We start from the raw sequence: 15,595 nt of genomic DNA, 5'->3' as shown, positions 1-15,595 counted from the left end.
TGGTCCCGCCCGGGTCAGCCGCCGGCGCCGAGGTGCGCCCGCCAGGAGCCGCGAGCGGTGATGTCCTCGGCGCCCGCGAGCGCCGGGGGCTCGCAGAGGAAGCCGAGCACCTCCGACCCGTCCGCGAGCGCCACCTTGCCGACCACCATGGGGCGGGCGAGCTGCGCGACGAAGTCGCCCACGCGGCCCGACGGGATCGCCCACAGCTCCCCGGTGATGGACGCGCCGCCCGACTCCGTCGCGACGAGCCCCGGCTTGGGCGGCACGGTGTCGAGCGCGTGGAGGCGGTAGGCGGGCGCGGTGACCGCGTCGCCGAGCAGCCGGGCCCCGAGGCCGGTGAGCTGCCCGTTGAGCGGCTGCCCCGCCATGTGCGCGCCGAACACGGCGATCGGCGTGGCGGCGGGTCCCCAGGACGCCGCGGGCGTGCGCGTCTCGCCGCTGGCCGTGCCGATCGCGCGCTGCAGCCGGTCCGCGGCATCGACGAGCGCGGCGTCCGAGAACGCCGGGCCGACCAGGGTCACGCCGAAGGGCCGGCCGTCGGCGTCGGGCCCGGGCACCGCGATCGCGGCCAGGTCGAGGAGGTTCACGAAGTTCGTGTAGGTGCCGACCCAGGAGTTCACGCCGATCGGATCCGCCGCGACCTCGGCCCGCGACGGGTGCCCGGGGGCCGTGGGCAGCAGGAGCGCGTCCACGCCGTCGAGGATGCGCCGGGCATCCAACCGGTGGCGGCGGAGGGCCTGCTGGTCGCCGACGAGCTCGACGGCCGTCTTCGCGGCGCCGGATCCGATGATGCGCGCGACCGACGGATCCGCGCCCTCGGGCGAGCCGGCGAGCAGGTGCCCGACGGCCTGGGTGCGCTCGGCGACGAGGGCGCCGTCGTAGAGGAGGGCGGCGGCCGCGAGCAGCGGGGAGATGTCGACCTCGACGATCTCCACGCCGGCGTCGGCGAGCATCGCCACCGTCCGCTCGAAGGCCCCCCGCCACGCCGGCGACATGGGCGTGAGGTCCGCGTCGCCCGGCACGGCGAGACGGAGGGCGGGGGCCGCGCTGAGCGGGGCGTCGGCGGGCCAGGGGCGGCTGGCCGGATCCGCGTCGTCGACGCCGGCCATCACCCCGGCCACGCGCTCGGCCAGGCCGAGGGTGCGCGCGAACACCGTCACGGTGTCGTAGGAGGGCGCGGCCGGCACGACGCCGCGGGCGGGCAGGAGGCCGAGGGTGGGCTTGATCCCGACCAGCCGGTTGTAGGCGGCGGGCACGCGCCCGGACCCGGCGGTGTCGGTGCCGAGCGCCGCGTCCACGATCCCGAGCGCCACCGCGACCGCGGAGCCCGAGCTGGATCCGCCGGACACGAGCTCCGGATCGGCCGCTCCCCGCACCTCGCCGTAGGGGCTGCGCGTCCCCACGAGCCCGGTGGCCAGCTGGTCGAGGTTCGTCTTGCCGATGACCACGGCGCCCGCCGCCTCGAGGCGCGCCACGACCGTCGCGCTCTCCGCGGGCGTGTAGGCGCTGACGGGCAGGGCCGCGGTCGTCGGGAACCCGGCGGCGTCGATGTTGTCCTTGACGGCGACCACGAGACCCGCGAGCGGCAGGGCGTCGGCGCCCTCCTCCGCGAGGGCCCGCGCGACGCCGGCCGCGACGGCGACGGCCTCCTCCTCCGGGCGGAGCGCGATCCACGCCTCCGGCCGGTCCACCTCCGAGATGTGCCGGTAGGCGGCGCGCACGCGGGCGACCGGATCCGGCATGCCTTCGCGAGAAGCGGGAGGGGTGAGGGGGGCTGTCGTGGGCGAGGAGGTCATGCGGTCTCTCCGTTCGGGGTGCGGTGGTCGGGGGTGGTGGCGGAGACGATGGCGAGCGGCTGGCCGGCCGCGACGGTGGCACCGGCCTCGACGAGCATCTCCACCACGTGCAGGTCGTGGGGCGCGCGGACGGGCGTCTCCATCTTCATCGCCTCGAGGACGAGGAGCGCGTCGCCGGCGGCGGCGGACGCCCCGGTCGGGACCTCGACCTTCCAGACGGCGCCCGCCATGGGCGCCTCCACCACGGTGGCGCCCTCCGGGAGCCGGGAGCGGACGTCGTCCTCCGCGGAGTCGGCGCCGACGGCCTCCTCGCGGGTCGCGAACTCGCCGGCGGCCTCCCACGCGGCGCGCTCCGCCTCGAACGCGGTCGCCTGCCGGGCGCGGAACGCGGCGATGGGCTCGGCGTCGCGCGCGAGCATGTCCTCGTGCTCGCGCAGCGAGAACTCGCCCGGGCGGATGTCGAGCTCGAGCCGGTCGGCCGCCATCTCGGAGCGGAGGTGCGTCAGCTCCTCGGCGCTCACGGGGTGGTAGCGGATCCGGTCGAAGAAGCGCAGCAGCCACGGGTCGCCGCCCGTGAACGCCCGCCGCCGCGTGCGCAGGCCCGCCCAGATGGGGAGGGTGCGGCCGACGAGCTGGTAGCCGCCGGGGCTGTCCATGCCGTAGACGCACATGTAGGTGCCGCCGATGCCGACCGTGCCCTCGGCCGTCCAGGTGCGCGCCGGGTTGTACTTGGTCGTCATGAGCCGGTGGCGGGGGTCGAGCGGTGCCGCCGCCGGCGCGCCCAGGTAGACGTCGCCGAGCCCCAGGACCATGTACTGCGCCGACATGACGATGTCGCGGACCTCGTCCACCGAGCCCAGGCCGTTGGCGCGGCGGATGAACTCGATGTTCGACGGGTTCCACGGGGCGTCGTCGCGGATCAGCGACGCGTACCGGTCGATGGCCTCGTGGATGGCCGGGTCGTCCCACGAGAGGGGCAGGTGCACCTCGCGGCTGGGGACCACGAGGTCGGCCGTCGCCGGGATCGTGTCCTCGAGCTCCTGCAGGAGGCCGAGCAGGCGGCGCACGCTGAGCACCGCGGGGTCGACGTGCAGGTGCAGCGAGCGGACGCCCGGGGTGACGTCCACGAGCCCGGCCGGGTCGACGCGGGCGAGCGCCTCCATCAGCGCGTGGATCCGCATGCGGAGGCCGAGGTCCAGCGTCATGGGGCCGTACTCGACGAGGAGGTTGTCGTCGCCGCCGCGGCGGTAGACGACCTCGGGGGCGGCGTCGGTCGCGGGTCGCCGGGCGAGCACGCCGTCGTCGTCGTCGCGTCGGGAGGAGCGCGGGACGAAGGCGCTCGCCGTGCGCCGGGCGTCGCCGATGCGCGGCAGCTCCGACTCGTCGACGGGGACGAGGCGCAGGGTGTCGCCGGGGCGCAGCTGGCCGAGCTTCCAGCGGTCGGCGCTCACGACGGTCACCGGGCAGGCGAAGCCGCCGAGGCTCGGGCCGTCCGGCCCGAGGATCGAGGGGGTGTCGCCGGTGAAGTTGATCGCGCCCACGGAGTACGCGTTGTCGTGCAGGTTCGAGGGGTGCAGGCCCGCCTCGCCGCCGTCGGGTCGCGCCCAGCGCGGCTTCGGGCCGACGAGCCGGATCCCGGTGCGCGCCGCGTGGAAGTGCACCTCCCACCGGGCGTCGTAGATCGCGGTCATGTCGTCCGCGGTGAAGTAGTCGGGGGCGGGCTGCGGCCCTTCGGCGACGTGCAGCGTCCAGGAGGCGCCGATGACGGGACGCTCCGCCGGGGGTACGGGAGCGGGCGCGGCGAGATCCGTCGCGGATCCCGGCCCGTCGAGCGGCGCCGTCCGGAGCACGTCGCCCGTGGCCAGCGCCCGGCCGCCGTGCCCGCCGAAGCCCCCGGGCGCGAAGGTGGCGGCGCTGCCGAGGTAGGCGGGCACGTCGAAGCCCGCCCGCGCGGCGACGTAGGTCCTGACCCCGACGCCGCGCACCGTGCCGACGTCGAGCGTGCCGCCCGCCGGGACGAGGACGGGCTCCCACTGCGGCACGGGGATCCCGTCCACGGTCACGGCGGCCTCCGCCCCGGTGACGCACACGAGGGTGGCGTCGGAGAAGCGCAGCGCGGGTCCGGTCACGGTGCACTCGAGGGCGGGTGCGCCCTCCGGGTTGCCGACGGCGCGGTTCGCGAGCCGGAAGGAGCGGTCGTCCATCGGGCCTCCCGGCGGGACGCCGACCTGCCAGTGGCCGAGCCGACCGGGCCAGTCCTGGATGGTCGTGGACGCGCCGCCGCGCTCCACGTCGATCCGGGCGCGCTCGTCGCGGAGGCCCTCCAGGAGCGAGGTCGTCATCGTCCCGTCGAGCACCTCGGGGGAGCGGGCGATGCTCGCCAGCAGGCCGAGGTTGGTCTCCAGGCCCTGGATCCGCGTCTGGGCGAGCGCCTCGGCGAGGGCCGCGAACGCCGCCGTCCGGTCGTCGGCCGTGACGATGAGCTTGGCGAGCATCGGGTCGTAGATCGGCGTGACGACGTCGCCCGTCTCCACTCCGCTCTCGATGCGGAGGTCCGCGAGGTCGGCCACGGCGCCCGCCGGGAACGCCACCTCGGTCAGGAGGCCCGAGCTCGGACGGTGGTCCTTCGAGGGGTCCTCGGCGTAGATGCGCGCCTCCACGGAGTGGCGCGTCGGCGCGGGGAGGTCGGCCGCGGCCAGGAAGCCCGCGGGGCCGACGTCGCCGAGGCCCACCCGCAGCATCCACTCGACGAGGTCGATGCCGAGGATCTGCTCCGTGACGGGGTGCTCGACCTGGAGCCGGGTGTTCATCTCGAGGAAGAACACCTCCTGGCTCTCGGCGTCGTAGACGAACTCGACCGTGCCGGCCGAGCGGTAGTCGACGTGCCGTGCCAGGGCGGCGGCGCTCCGGTGCATCGTCTCCCGCACGTGCTCCGGCAGGTGCGGGGCCGGGGCCTCCTCGACGACCTTCTGGTGGCGGCGCTGCAGGCTGCAATCCCGGTCGCCGAGGATCGCGACGTTCCCCGCGCCGTCGCCGAACACCTGCACCTCGAGGTGACGGGCACGTGCGATGAAGCGCTCCACGAACACGCCGGGGGTCGCGAAGTTCGCCGCGGCGAGCCGGGTGACGGAGGCGAAGGCGGCGCGGAGCTGCGTCTCGTCGGCGCAGGTGACGATGCCCACGCCGCCGCCACCGCCGGACGCCTTCACCATGACCGGGTAGCCGATCTCCGCGGCCGCCTGGGCTGCGGCGTCCGCCGACCCGACCAGGCCGCTCCCGGGCACGCACGGGACCTCGCACTCCATCGCGATCGCGCGTGCGGTGTGCTTCGGCCCGAAGGCCTCGATCTGCTGCCAGGTGGGGCCGACGAACACCATGCCCGCCTCCTCGACGGCCCGCGCGAATGCGGCGCTCTCCGAGATGAAGCCGTAGCCCGGATGGATCGCGCCGGCGCCGGCGGCGAGCGCGACCTCGATGATGCGGTCGATGTCGAGGTAGCTGCTCTCCGGGGCGCTCGGCCCGAGGAGGTGCGCCTCGTCGGCCTCCCGCACGTGCGGGGCCGCGCGGTCGGCGTCCGAGTGCACGGCGATGGTGCGCAGCCCCATCCGCCTGGCCGTGCGGATGATGCGGCGCGCGATCTCGCCGCGGTTGGCGATGAGGACGCTGTCGAATGGCGGTGCGGGGGGAGCGGTTCCGGGCATGGGGTCTCGGCTTTCCGGGTCGGCGGAGCGGCGCGCGGCCCGGGGAATCGGGCGGCGCGGATGTCGCGGGTCGGGCGGGGACGGGCGTCAGAGGACGCCGCGGGTGACCATGTTCGTGATGGCGCGGGTGGCCCGGGCCATCACGGTGTCCATGGAGACGCCGACGTGCTCGCCGAGCGCGGCCTTGGCCGCGTCGACGTCGCCGGCGACCACGAGGTCGCCGATCGCCAGGTGCTCCTGGATGGTCGCGGTGATGCGGTCCTCGGTCACGTAGTCGTACATGCGCACCGAGCGGATGCGGTGGTTGACGGCCTCGAGCGCGTCCACGATCGCCTCGTTGCCGGCCGCCCGGCAGAGCGTGACGTGGAACCGCTCGTCCTCGACCACGAACTGCGGCGTCGGCGACGGCGGGCTCTCCGCGAACTCCCGCCACCGGTCGAGCTCCGCGGTGACGAGCGGGAGGTCGTACGCGGCGGCGTCGTAGTCGATGGTGCGCTGGATCCCGCGCATCTCGAGGGTCACCCGCAGCTCGTACAGCGCGGCGAGGTTCTGGAGGTCCGGCATGACCACGCGGTAGCCGTACTCGTCGTTCTCGATGAGGCCGTCGCTGCGGAGCATGAACAGCGCCGTGCGGACGGGAGTCCGCGAGACCTGCATCTCGGCGGCGATCGCGTCCTCCCGCAGCCGGGTCCGCGGGGCGTACGCGCCGCTCATGAGGCGGTCGCGGAGCTGCTCGTAGACGTGGTCGGTGCGCGAGCGCCGTCCCCCGGTCGCGGCCGCGGATGCCGTCGGGGTCACGGGGGCGTCGTCGTCGCTCATCCCTGCACCATACGGTCCGCCGGGGGAGAGGATCCTCCGGAGCGGCGGCGCCGTCAGCGTGCGGCTCACCGCTGGGCCGGGAGCACGTAGCGCCCCGTCTTGTCGGTGGCGAGCGCGAGGGAGGAGATGTACTGCGGCGAGCCGTCCTCCGCGCGCTCCGCGGACAGGATCATGTCGGGGCGCTCGAACTCCAGCCTCGTCACGTGGCAGCGCAGTAGCGCGGCGGAGGGATTGCCGTCCGCGTCGAGCATCGGCAGGTCGATGCCGTCGTCGGTGCGGCGCAGGTAGTAGCGGCCGCGCGTGAGGATCGCCATGAGCGGGGTCGCGACGATCGCGATGCCCACCGCGAACATGGGCGAGAACGGGGCGATGTCCGGCCCGAACGCGCCGAAGAACATGGCGATGGAGATCCCCGCGCTGAGCGCGAGCGCCACGACGCCCACCGGGTTCCAGTCGAAGAGCATGCCGCGCCGGAACTCCGGGTGCTTCGGCGACAGCCCCAGCACGTGCTTGTTGATCGCGATGTCGGTCGCGACGGTGACGATCCAGGCCATGCCGCAGTTGGCGTAGAAGCCGAGGATCGTGTTGAGGAAGTCGAACATGTTGAGCTCCATCAGCGCGAGCGCGATGACGAGGTTCACGATCACGAAGACCATGCGGCCCGGGTACGTGCGGGTGACGCGGGTGAACGAGTTCGTCCAGGCGAGCGATCCCGAGTAGGCGTTCGTGACGTTGATCTTGATCTGCGAGATCACCACGAGCACCACGGCGAGCGCGAGGGCCAGCCAGCCCGGCATCATCTGCTCGTAGACCCCGAGGAACTGGTGGACGGGCTCGTTCGCGGTCGCCGACGCGGCGGGATCCAGCGCGGCGATGAGGTAGACGGCGATGAAGAGGCCCACGGCCTGCTTGACGGCCCCGAAGAGCACCCACCCGGGGCCGGCGAGGATGACGGCGCGCCACCAGGCGACGCGGTTGGCGTCGGTCTTCGGCGGCATGAAGCGGAGGTAGTCGATCTGCTCGGCGATCTGCGCGATGAGCGAGAGGCAGACGCCCGCCGCCAGCATCACCGAGGCGAGGTCGGCGCCGCCGGTGCCGCCGCCCTCGCCCGGGTACGCGAGGAAGGTGCCGACCGACCCGGGGTTCGCGATCACGAGGTAGGCGAACGGGATCACCATCAGCACGAGCCAGAGCGGCGTCGTCCACACCTGCAGCTTCGACAGCGCCTTCATCCCGTAGATCACGAGCGGGATGACGAGCAGCGTCGAGACCGCGTAGCCCACCGGGCGCGGGATGCCGAGGCCGAGCTCCAGCCCCTGGGCCATGATCGAGCCCTCGAGCGCGAAGAAGATGAACGTGAACGTCGCGAAGATCACGTTGGTGATGATGCTGCCGTGGTACCCGAAGCCGGATCCGCGCGTGATGAGGTCGAGGTCGATGTTGTACCGGGCCGCGTAGTACGCGAGCGGGATGCCGGTCACGAAGATGATGACGGCGGCGACGAGGATCCCGAGGAGAGCGTTCGTGGTGCCGTGCGCGATGCCGATGTTGGCGCCGATGGAGAAGTCGGCGAGGTACGCGATGCCGCCGAGGGCGCTGGTCGCGACGACGCCCGCGGTCCAGCGCCGGTAGGAGCGGGGCGCGAAGCGGAGGGTGTAGTCCTCGAGGCTCTCCCGCGTGGCGGTGCGGGTGGTCGAGTCGGCCGCGGCGGGTGCGGCAGGGGGAGCGGTGGCGGGCGGAGCTGGCCGGGTCTCTGACGACATGGCACGACCTTTCACGGACGACGGTGCAGGGCGGGATGCGCGACGCGCTCCGGTGGGCGCCGTGGCCACCACTCTGCTGACGCCGTGTTTCCGCGATGTTCCCCGCAGCGAACATCTGTGTGTCGACAGGTCTGTACACGCACTTGTATACGAACTCGACGGCACGCGTCGCGCCGCCCGGACGGTCGCCCGACCGCCGGATCGATCCGGCGCGTCAGCCCGCGAGCACCTTGCGGATCCGCTGGAGCGACACGGGCTCGGCCGTCGGCAGGTGCTGGGCGAAGAGGCTGAGGCGCAGCTCCTCGAGCATCCAGCGCGCGTGCACGAGCGACTCGGGCGCGTGCGGCGCCGACGGGATGACGCCGCCGGCCTCGCGGTAGAGGTCGGTCGCCTTCTGCACCTCGGTCATCCACGCGCGGTCGCGCGCGGGCTGGTCGGGGAGGCGCTGCACGCGATGCGTGAGCCCGGAGAGGTAGGCGGGCAGGCGCTGCAGCCGCGCGAGGCCGGTGGCCGAGACGAAGCCCGGGTGCACGAGCCCCGCGAGCTGCTCGCGCGCGTCGGTGAGCGCGCCGATCAGCTGCATGCTCGTGGCCTGCTTGATCGCGCGCTCGGCGTCGCGCGCGCCCGTGAGCACGCGGTTGACGAGCGCCACCGTGTCGAACATCGAGTCCATGACGACGCCGGAGACGCGGTCGCGCGCGGTCTCGAACAGCTCCTTGGAGTAGATCGCGCCGCCCGGGGCCACGCGCTCGAGCACCTGGTCGATGCAGGCGAGCAGGCAGTCGTCGAAGAGCGCCTGCACGTTCGGGTACGGGCTCGTCGCGAGCATGAGCTTCTCCTGGCTCGTGAGGTGCTGCTTCACGTAGGCCGAGGGGTTCGCGATGGCGAGCACGAGCAGGCGTCGCACGCCGCCGGGCATGGCGCGCGCCTGGTCCTCGGCGGTCGCCATGAGGCGGATCGCGACGGTGGATCCCTCGTCGACGAGCGCCGGGTAGGCGCGGATGACGTGCCGGCTGTCGCCCGTGCCGCCCTGCGCGGTGTCGACGAAGCGGGGCAGCTCGTCGAGGTCCCACGTGGTGAGGCCCGTGCGCTCCATGCCGCGCGTGGCGGGGCCCTTCGCGCCGGCGACGCGCTCAACCGGACGCGCGGTGGCCCGGGCCACGCTGTCGCGGGCGCGGCTGGACAGGCGCGCCTGCAGCTCGGTGAGGTCGCGGCCGGCGGCGACCTCGCGGCCGCGCTCGTCGACGACGCGGAACGCCATGCGCAGGTGCGCGGGGATCCGGTCGAGGTCGAAGTCGTCGTCGGCGACGCGCACGTGCGCCTTCCGCATGATGAGGCCCGCGATGGTCGTGGTGAAGGCCACGGGGTGCTGCGGATCCGGCTCGGGCAGCCCCTCGAGGAGGCGGTCGGCCCAGTCGGCGGCCGGCACCACGTTCTTGCGGAGCGCCTTGGGGAGGGCCTTGATCATGGCGGTGACGAGGTCGCGCCGCATGCCCGGCACCTGCCAGTCGAAGCCGGCGGGGCTGAGGCGCGCGAGGAGCGCGAGCGGCACCTGCACGGTGACGCCGTCGTCGGGCGCGCCCGGCTCGAACCGGTAGGTGAGCGAGAGGCGCTGGTCGCCCTGCTGCCAGGTGGGCGGGAACGCGGCCTCGTCGACGTCCACCGCGTCCTCCGCGAGGAGCTCCTCGGCGGTCATGGTGAGGAGCTCGGGCGTCTCCTGGCGCTGCTTCTTCCACCAGCCCTCGAAGGCCCGCGTGGAGGCGACGTCGCGCGGGATCCGCTTGTCGTAGAACTCGAAGACGGCCTCGTCGTCGTTGAGGATGTCGCGGCGGCGCGTGCGCTCCTCGACCTCGGCGAGCTCCTCGCGGAGACGCCGGTTGGCGCGGTCGAACGCCTGCTGCGACTCCCAGTCGCCCTCGACGAGCGCGTGCCGGATGAAGAGCTCGCGCGCGTACGCGGGGTCGATGCGGGAGAACTGCACGCGGCGCTTGAGCACGATCGGCACGCCGTACAGCGTCACGCGCTCCCACGCCACGGTCGCGCCCTGCTTCTTCTCCCAGTGCGGCTCGCTGTGCGTGCGCTTCACGAGGCCACCCGCGATGGGCTCGGCCCACGCCGGGTCGATGGCCGCGTTGGTGCGCGCGAACAGGCGGCTGGTCTCCACGAGCTCGGCGCTCATGATCGCGTCAGGCTGCTTCTTCGCGAGCGCGGATCCGGGGAACACGACGAAGCGCGACTGGCGCGCGCCCACGTAGTCCTTCTTCTGCGCGTCCTTCAGTCCGATGTGGCTGAGGAGGCCCGCGAGCAGCGACTTGTGGATCCCGTCCGGGTCGGCCTTCGGCTCGTTCATCTGCAGGTCGAGCGGGCGGGCGAGCTGGCGCAGCTGCCGGAAGACGTCCTTCCACTCGCGGACGCGGACGTAGTTGAGGAACTCGGCCTTGCACATGCGGCGGAACGCGCTCGAGGAGAGCTCGGCCTCCTTCTCCTCGAGGTGGTTCCAGAGGTTGAGGAGCGTGATGAAGTCGCTCGACGGATCCACGAAGCGCGCGTGCTGCTGGTCGGCCTGCGGGCGCTTCTCGAGCGGGCGCTCGCGCACGTCCTGAATGGTGAGGCCGGCCACGATGATCATGACCTCGCGGCTGACGCCGTGCTTGCGCGACTCGACGACCATGCGGGCGAACCGCGGGTCGATGGGCAGGCGCGACAGGTCGCGTCCCACCTTGGTGAGGGCGGGCGTGCCGTCGGGGGAGCGGACGACCGCGCCGAGCTCCGTGAGGAGGTCGACGCCGTCCTTGATGCCCCGCGAGTCCGGCGGCTGGAGGAACGGGAACGCGGCGATGTCGCCGAGGCCGAGCGACACCATCTGCAGGATGACGGCCGCGAGGTTGGTCCGGAGGATCTCCGGCTCGGTGAACTCGGGCCGGCGGGCGAAGTCCTCCTCCGAGTACAGGCGGATCGCGATGCCGTCGCTGGTCCGGCCGGAGCGGCCCGAGCGCTGGTTGGCGGAGGCCTGCGAGATCGCCTCGATGGGGAGGCGCTGCACCTTCGAGCGCACGGAGTAGCGGGAGATGCGCGCGGTGCCGGCGTCGATCACGTACTTGATGCCCGGCACCGTGAGGCTGGTCTCGGCGACGTTGGTGGCGAGCACGATGCGACGGCGCACGCCCGCCTGCGTCGACGGCTGGAAGACGCGGTGCTGGTCGGCCGACGAGAGGCGGCCGTAGAGCGGGAGCACCTCGGTGTGCGGGAGGTTGCGGCTGCGGATCGCGTCCTCGGCGTCGCGGATCTCGTTCTCGCCGCTGAGGAACACGAGCACGTCGCCCGAGGACTCGGCGGCCAGCTCGTCGAGGGCCGCGTTGATGCCCTCGAGGAAGTCGCGATCGTCGGCCGGGCGCTCGAGCGGCGCGTCGGCGAGGTCGTCGTCCTCGCCCGCGACGGCGGCCTCGGCGACGAGCGGGCGGTACCGGATCTCCACGGGGTACGTGCGCCCGGAGACCTCCACGATGGGCGCGTCGCCGAAGTGCTTCGAGAAGCTCTGCGGGTCGATGGTGGCCGACGTGATGATGACCTTGAGGTCGGGCCGGCGCGGCAGCAGCTGCTTGAGGTAGCCGAGCAGGAAGTCGATGTTGAGGCTGCGCTCGTGGGCCTCGTCGATGATGATCGTGTCGTACTTCTTGAGCAGCCGGTCGCGCTGCAGCTCGTTGAGCAGGATCCCGTCGGTCATGAGCTTGATGCGGGTGTCGGCGGAGACCTTGTCGGTGAAGCGCACCTGGTAGCCGACGAGCTGGCCGACCTCGCCGCCGAGCTCCTCCGCGATGCGCTCCGAGATGGTGCGCGCGGCGAGCCGCCGGGGCTGCGTGTGGCCGATGCTCTCGCGGCCGAGCTCGAGGCAGATCTTCGGCAGCTGCGTGGTCTTGCCGGAGCCCGTCGCGCCCGCGACGATGACGACCTGGTTGTCGCGGATGGCGTCGGCGATCTCGTCCCGCATCCGGCTGACGGGGAGCTCGGGCGGGTACGCGATGCTGAATTCCATGCTGGTTTGAGTCTATCCGCGCACCGCCGCCCCTCCCCGTGGCGGGGGCCCGGAGGTAGCGTCGGGGAAAGGCGCCGGGTGCATCGGCGCGCGGGTCGCAGCCGCCTCCCGAGTCGACGACGACCGACGGGATCCACCCATGAGCTCCGACACGCCCCTCCTCGCCACCGACCACGCGACGACCACCGGGTTCGCCTCGGTGTCGGTCGCCGCGATCCTCGCCGAGTCCGCCGAGCGACACGCCGACCGGGTCGCCGTGGTCGTCGGCGACGTGTCCACCACCTACCGCGAGCTGTGGGACGAGACGCGCGCCTACGCCGGCGCCCTCGCCGAGCGCGGGGTGGGCGAGGGCACGCGCGTCGCGATGCTCATCCCGAACGTCGCCGACTTCCCGCGCGTCTACTACGCGGTGCTCGCCCTCGGCGGCGTGGTCGTGCCCGTGCACGCGCTGCTGAAGAGCGAGGAGATCGCGTACGTGCTGCGCGACTCGGGATCCGCGCTGCTGGTGTGCGCCGGACCGCTGCTCGAGCAGGGCGCGAAGGGCGCGGCGCTCGCCGAGGTGCCGGTGATCAGCGTGCTCGTGCCGGCCTCGACGGAGGGCGGGCCCGACCGGCTGGAGGAGCTCGCGCAGGCCGCGACGCCCATCCGCACCTACGTGCCGCGGCGGCCGTCCGACACCGCGACGATCCTCTACACCTCCGGCACCACGGGCCAGCCGAAGGGCGCGGAGGGCTGCCACCTCGCGCTCGTGATGCAGGTCGACGTGCTGCTGCTCGACACCTTCGACCTGCGCGCGGGCGACCGGATCCTCGGCTGCCTCCCCCTGTTCCACACCTTCGGCCAGACCTGCACCATGAACGCGTCGTTCCGGGCGGGCGCGACGATCGTGATGGTGCCGCGCTTCGACGGCGACGCCGCGCTCGCGCTCATGGTCGAGCACGACACGCAGGTGTTCATGGGCGTGCCGACCATGTACTTCGCGCTGCTGGCCGCCGCCGCCCGGAACCCCGCGCGGCCGGCCCTGCGCTACGCCATCTCGGGCGGCGCCGCGCTCCCGGTCGCCGCGATCGACGCGTTCCGCGACGCGTTCTCCGCGGAGATCCACGAGGGCTACGGCCTCACGGAGACCTCGCCCGTCGCGTCGTTCAACCACGTGGGGCTCCCGGCCCGGCCCGGCACCGTCGGGAAGCCGATCTGGGGCGTGCAGATCGACATCGCCGACCCCGAGCACGAGGACCGCGTGGAGCTCGTCGAGCGGGGCACGCTCGGCGAGATCGTGATCCGCGGCCACAACCTCATGAACGGGTACCTGCACCGCCCCGAGGACACGGCCCGCGCGGTCGTCGACGGCTGGTTCCGCTCGGGTGACCTCGGCACCATCGACGAGGACGGCTACATCCGCGTCGTCGACCGGACGAAGGACATGATCCTGCGCAACGGCTACAACGTGTACCCGCGCGAGGTCGAGGAGGTGCTCGCGCGCCACCCCGGAGTGGCCCAGTGCGCCGTGTTCGGCGTCGCGCACGAGCTGCACGGCCAGGAGGTGGCGGCGGCGATCGTGGTGCGCGCCGACGCCGAGGTGGACCCGGACGAGGTGATCGCGTTCCTCCGCGAGCGCATCGCCTCGTACAAGTACCCGCGGCGGGTGGAGATCGTGGACGCGCTGCCCCTCGGGCCGAGCGGCAAGGTGCTGAAGCGCGAGCTCGTGGAGCGGTTCGGCGGCTGAGGCCGGGGCGGCGCGCTGGGGAGGGCCGCGGCGATCCCGGGGGACCGGCCGCTAGCGTCGCGGGCGGCCGATCCCGCCCGCCGCTCTCGGCGCCACTCCCGGGACGGTCCCCGAGACCCGAGGAGCCTGCGATGCTCGACGCCGCCATGCCCGCCGCCCCGACCGACGATCCCGCCGCGGACGGCGGCGCCACCGCGGCCGGCCGGGTGCGGGACGGCCTCACCATCTCCGCCGCCGCGATCCTCGCCGAGTCCGCCGTCCGTCACGCCGACTCGGTGGCGCTGGTCATCGGCGAGGAGAGCATCACCTACCGCGACCTGTGGGCCCAGGCCCGGGCGTACGCGGGCGCGCTCGGGGAGCGCGGGGTGGGCGACGGGACACCCGTCGCCGTGCTCATCCCCAACGTGGCCGACTTCCCCCGCGTCTACTACGCGGTCCTCGCGCTCGGCGGCATCGTCGTGCCCGTGCACGCGCTGCTGAAGGCCGAGGAGATCGCGTACGTCCTCCGGGACTCGGGAGCGCGGCTCCTCGTGTGCGCCGCGCCCCTGCTCGCGGAGGGCGCCGCGGGCGCGGCGGCGGCGGGCGTCCCCGTCCTCACGGTGCTCGCCCCCGCCGACCGCCCCGACCTGCCGCCGCGCCTCGAGGACGAGGCCGCGCGGGCGACGCCGGTCGTCTCGTACGTCCCGCGGTCGCCCCTGGACACGGCCACGATCCTCTACACGTCCGGGACGACGGGCCAGCCGAAGGGCGCGGAGGGGACGCACCTCGCGATCGTGATGCAGGTCGACGTGTTCCTGATCGACACGTTCGACATGCACGCGGGCGACCGGATCCTGGGCTGCCTGCCGCTGTTCCACTCCTTCGGGCAGACCTGCACCATGCACCTGGCCTTCCGCATCGGCGCGACCGTCGTCCTCATGCCCCGCTTCGACCCGGACGCCGCGCTCGCCCTCATGGTCGAGCACGGCACCGAGCTGTTCATGGGCGTGCCCAGCATGTTCGTCGCGCTGCTCGCGGCCGCCCGACGCGACCCGCGACGTCCGCCGCTCCGGTACGCCATGAGCGGCGGCGCCGCGATCCCGGTCGCCGTGATCGACGCGTTCCGGGAGGAGTTCTCCGCGGAGATCCACGAGGGCTACGGCCTCACGGAGACCACGCCGGTCGCGTCCTTCAACCACGTGGGCGTCGCGCCGCCGCGGCCGGGCACGGTCGGGACGCCGATCTGGGGCGTGCGCGTCGAGATCGCCGACCCGGCCAGGGAGGACGCCGTCGTGATCCTGCCGCGGGGCGAGCTGGGGGAGATCGTGGTCCGCGGCCACAACGTGATGAACGGGTACCTGGGCCGCCCCGAGGACACGGCGCGCGTGCTCGTGGACGGCTGGTTCCGCACGGGCGACCTCGGCGCCATCGACGAGCACGGCGACATCCGGGTGGTCGACCGGACGAGCGACATGATCCTGCGCAACGGCTACAACGTGTACCCGCGCGAGGTCGAGGAGGTGCTCGCGCGGCATCCCGCCGTCGCCCAGTGCGCGGTGTTCGGGGTGCCGCACTCCGGGCACGGACAGGAGGTGGTCGCCGCCGTGGTCGTCCGGGACGGTGCCGTGGGGGATACTGCCGAGATGAAGACCTTCGTGCGCGAGCGCATCGCTTCCTACAAGTACCCGCGGCGCATCGAGGTCGTCGACGCGCTGCCGCTCGGGCCGAGCGGCAAGGTCCTGAAGCGCCGGCTCGTGGAGCGGTTCGGCGCGTGACGG

At 73.5% G+C, this 15,595-nt stretch carries 7 protein-coding genes; 2 read left to right on the top strand and 5 right to left on the bottom strand.

What is annotated here, in order from left to right; genetic code table 11:
- Positions 1 to 14 precede the first annotated feature (14 nt).
- The 5 genes from atzF to hrpA form a co-directional block, all read right to left on the bottom strand.
- The gene (gene atzF / locus JOE38_RS07420; protein WP_204575559.1) at positions 15 to 1,796 is read right to left on the bottom strand and encodes an allophanate hydrolase; all 1,782 of its coding nucleotides are present in this window, start codon (positions 1,794 to 1,796) and stop codon (positions 15 to 17) included.
- On the bottom strand, positions 1,793 to 5,497 hold the full coding sequence (uca, locus tag JOE38_RS07415; protein ID WP_204575558.1) for an urea carboxylase: 3,705 nt from the start codon (positions 5,495 to 5,497) through the stop codon (positions 1,793 to 1,795). Before uca ends, atzF begins: the two co-directional genes overlap by 4 nt.
- Positions 5,498 to 5,584: 87 nt before the next feature.
- A complete protein-coding gene (locus JOE38_RS07410) occupies positions 5,585 to 6,316 on the bottom strand; it encodes a GntR family transcriptional regulator (protein ID WP_204575557.1) in 732 nt (243 codons plus the stop codon).
- A 65-nt stretch (positions 6,317 to 6,381) separates the two neighbouring features.
- On the bottom strand, positions 6,382 to 8,079 hold the full coding sequence (locus JOE38_RS07405) for a purine-cytosine permease family protein (RefSeq protein WP_204575556.1): 1,698 nt from the start codon (positions 8,077 to 8,079) through the stop codon (positions 6,382 to 6,384).
- 214 nt (positions 8,080 to 8,293) lie between these two features.
- On the bottom strand, positions 8,294 to 12,112 hold the full coding sequence (gene hrpA / locus JOE38_RS07400; protein ID WP_204575555.1) for an ATP-dependent RNA helicase HrpA: 3,819 nt from the start codon (positions 12,110 to 12,112) through the stop codon (positions 8,294 to 8,296).
- A gap of 139 nt (positions 12,113 to 12,251) precedes the next feature.
- Between hrpA and JOE38_RS07395 the strand changes: the two genes are divergently transcribed.
- Together JOE38_RS07395 and JOE38_RS07390 are read left to right on the top strand one after the other, a co-directional pair.
- The gene (locus JOE38_RS07395) at positions 12,252 to 13,838 is read left to right on the top strand and encodes a long-chain-fatty-acid--CoA ligase (protein ID WP_204575554.1); all 1,587 of its coding nucleotides are present in this window, start codon (positions 12,252 to 12,254) and stop codon (positions 13,836 to 13,838) included.
- A 131-nt stretch (positions 13,839 to 13,969) separates the two neighbouring features.
- The gene (locus JOE38_RS07390; protein ID WP_239544768.1) at positions 13,970 to 15,592 is read left to right on the top strand and encodes an AMP-binding protein; all 1,623 of its coding nucleotides are present in this window, start codon (positions 13,970 to 13,972) and stop codon (positions 15,590 to 15,592) included.
- Positions 15,593 to 15,595: the final 3 nt, after the last annotated feature.

Origin of the sequence: Clavibacter michiganensis, from assembly GCF_016907085.1 — a bacterium.
In the GTDB taxonomy this organism is placed as follows: domain Bacteria; phylum Actinomycetota; class Actinomycetes; order Actinomycetales; family Microbacteriaceae; genus Clavibacter; species Clavibacter michiganensis_O.
The sequence above is the reverse complement of the archived record's forward strand: the minus strand, read 5'-3'. Positions and strand labels throughout refer to the sequence as shown.

Bases quoted from the DNA above. Each gene is read 5' to 3' on its own strand.
- atzF (WP_204575559.1), bottom strand. From the start codon at position 1,796: ATGACCTCCTCGCCCACGACAGCCCCCCTCACCCCTCCCGCTTCTCGC.
- uca (WP_204575558.1), bottom strand. From the start codon at position 5,497: ATGCCCGGAACCGCTCCCCCCGCACCGCCATTCGACAGCGTCCTCATC.
- JOE38_RS07410 (WP_204575557.1), bottom strand. From the start codon at position 6,316: ATGAGCGACGACGACGCCCCCGTGACCCCGACGGCATCCGCGGCCGCG.
- JOE38_RS07405 (WP_204575556.1), bottom strand. From the start codon at position 8,079: ATGTCGTCAGAGACCCGGCCAGCTCCGCCCGCCACCGCTCCCCCTGCC.
- hrpA (WP_204575555.1), bottom strand. From the start codon at position 12,112: ATGGAATTCAGCATCGCGTACCCGCCCGAGCTCCCCGTCAGCCGGATG.
- JOE38_RS07395 (WP_204575554.1), top strand. From the start codon at position 12,252: ATGAGCTCCGACACGCCCCTCCTCGCCACCGACCACGCGACGACCACC.
- JOE38_RS07390 (WP_239544768.1), top strand. From the start codon at position 13,970: ATGCTCGACGCCGCCATGCCCGCCGCCCCGACCGACGATCCCGCCGCG.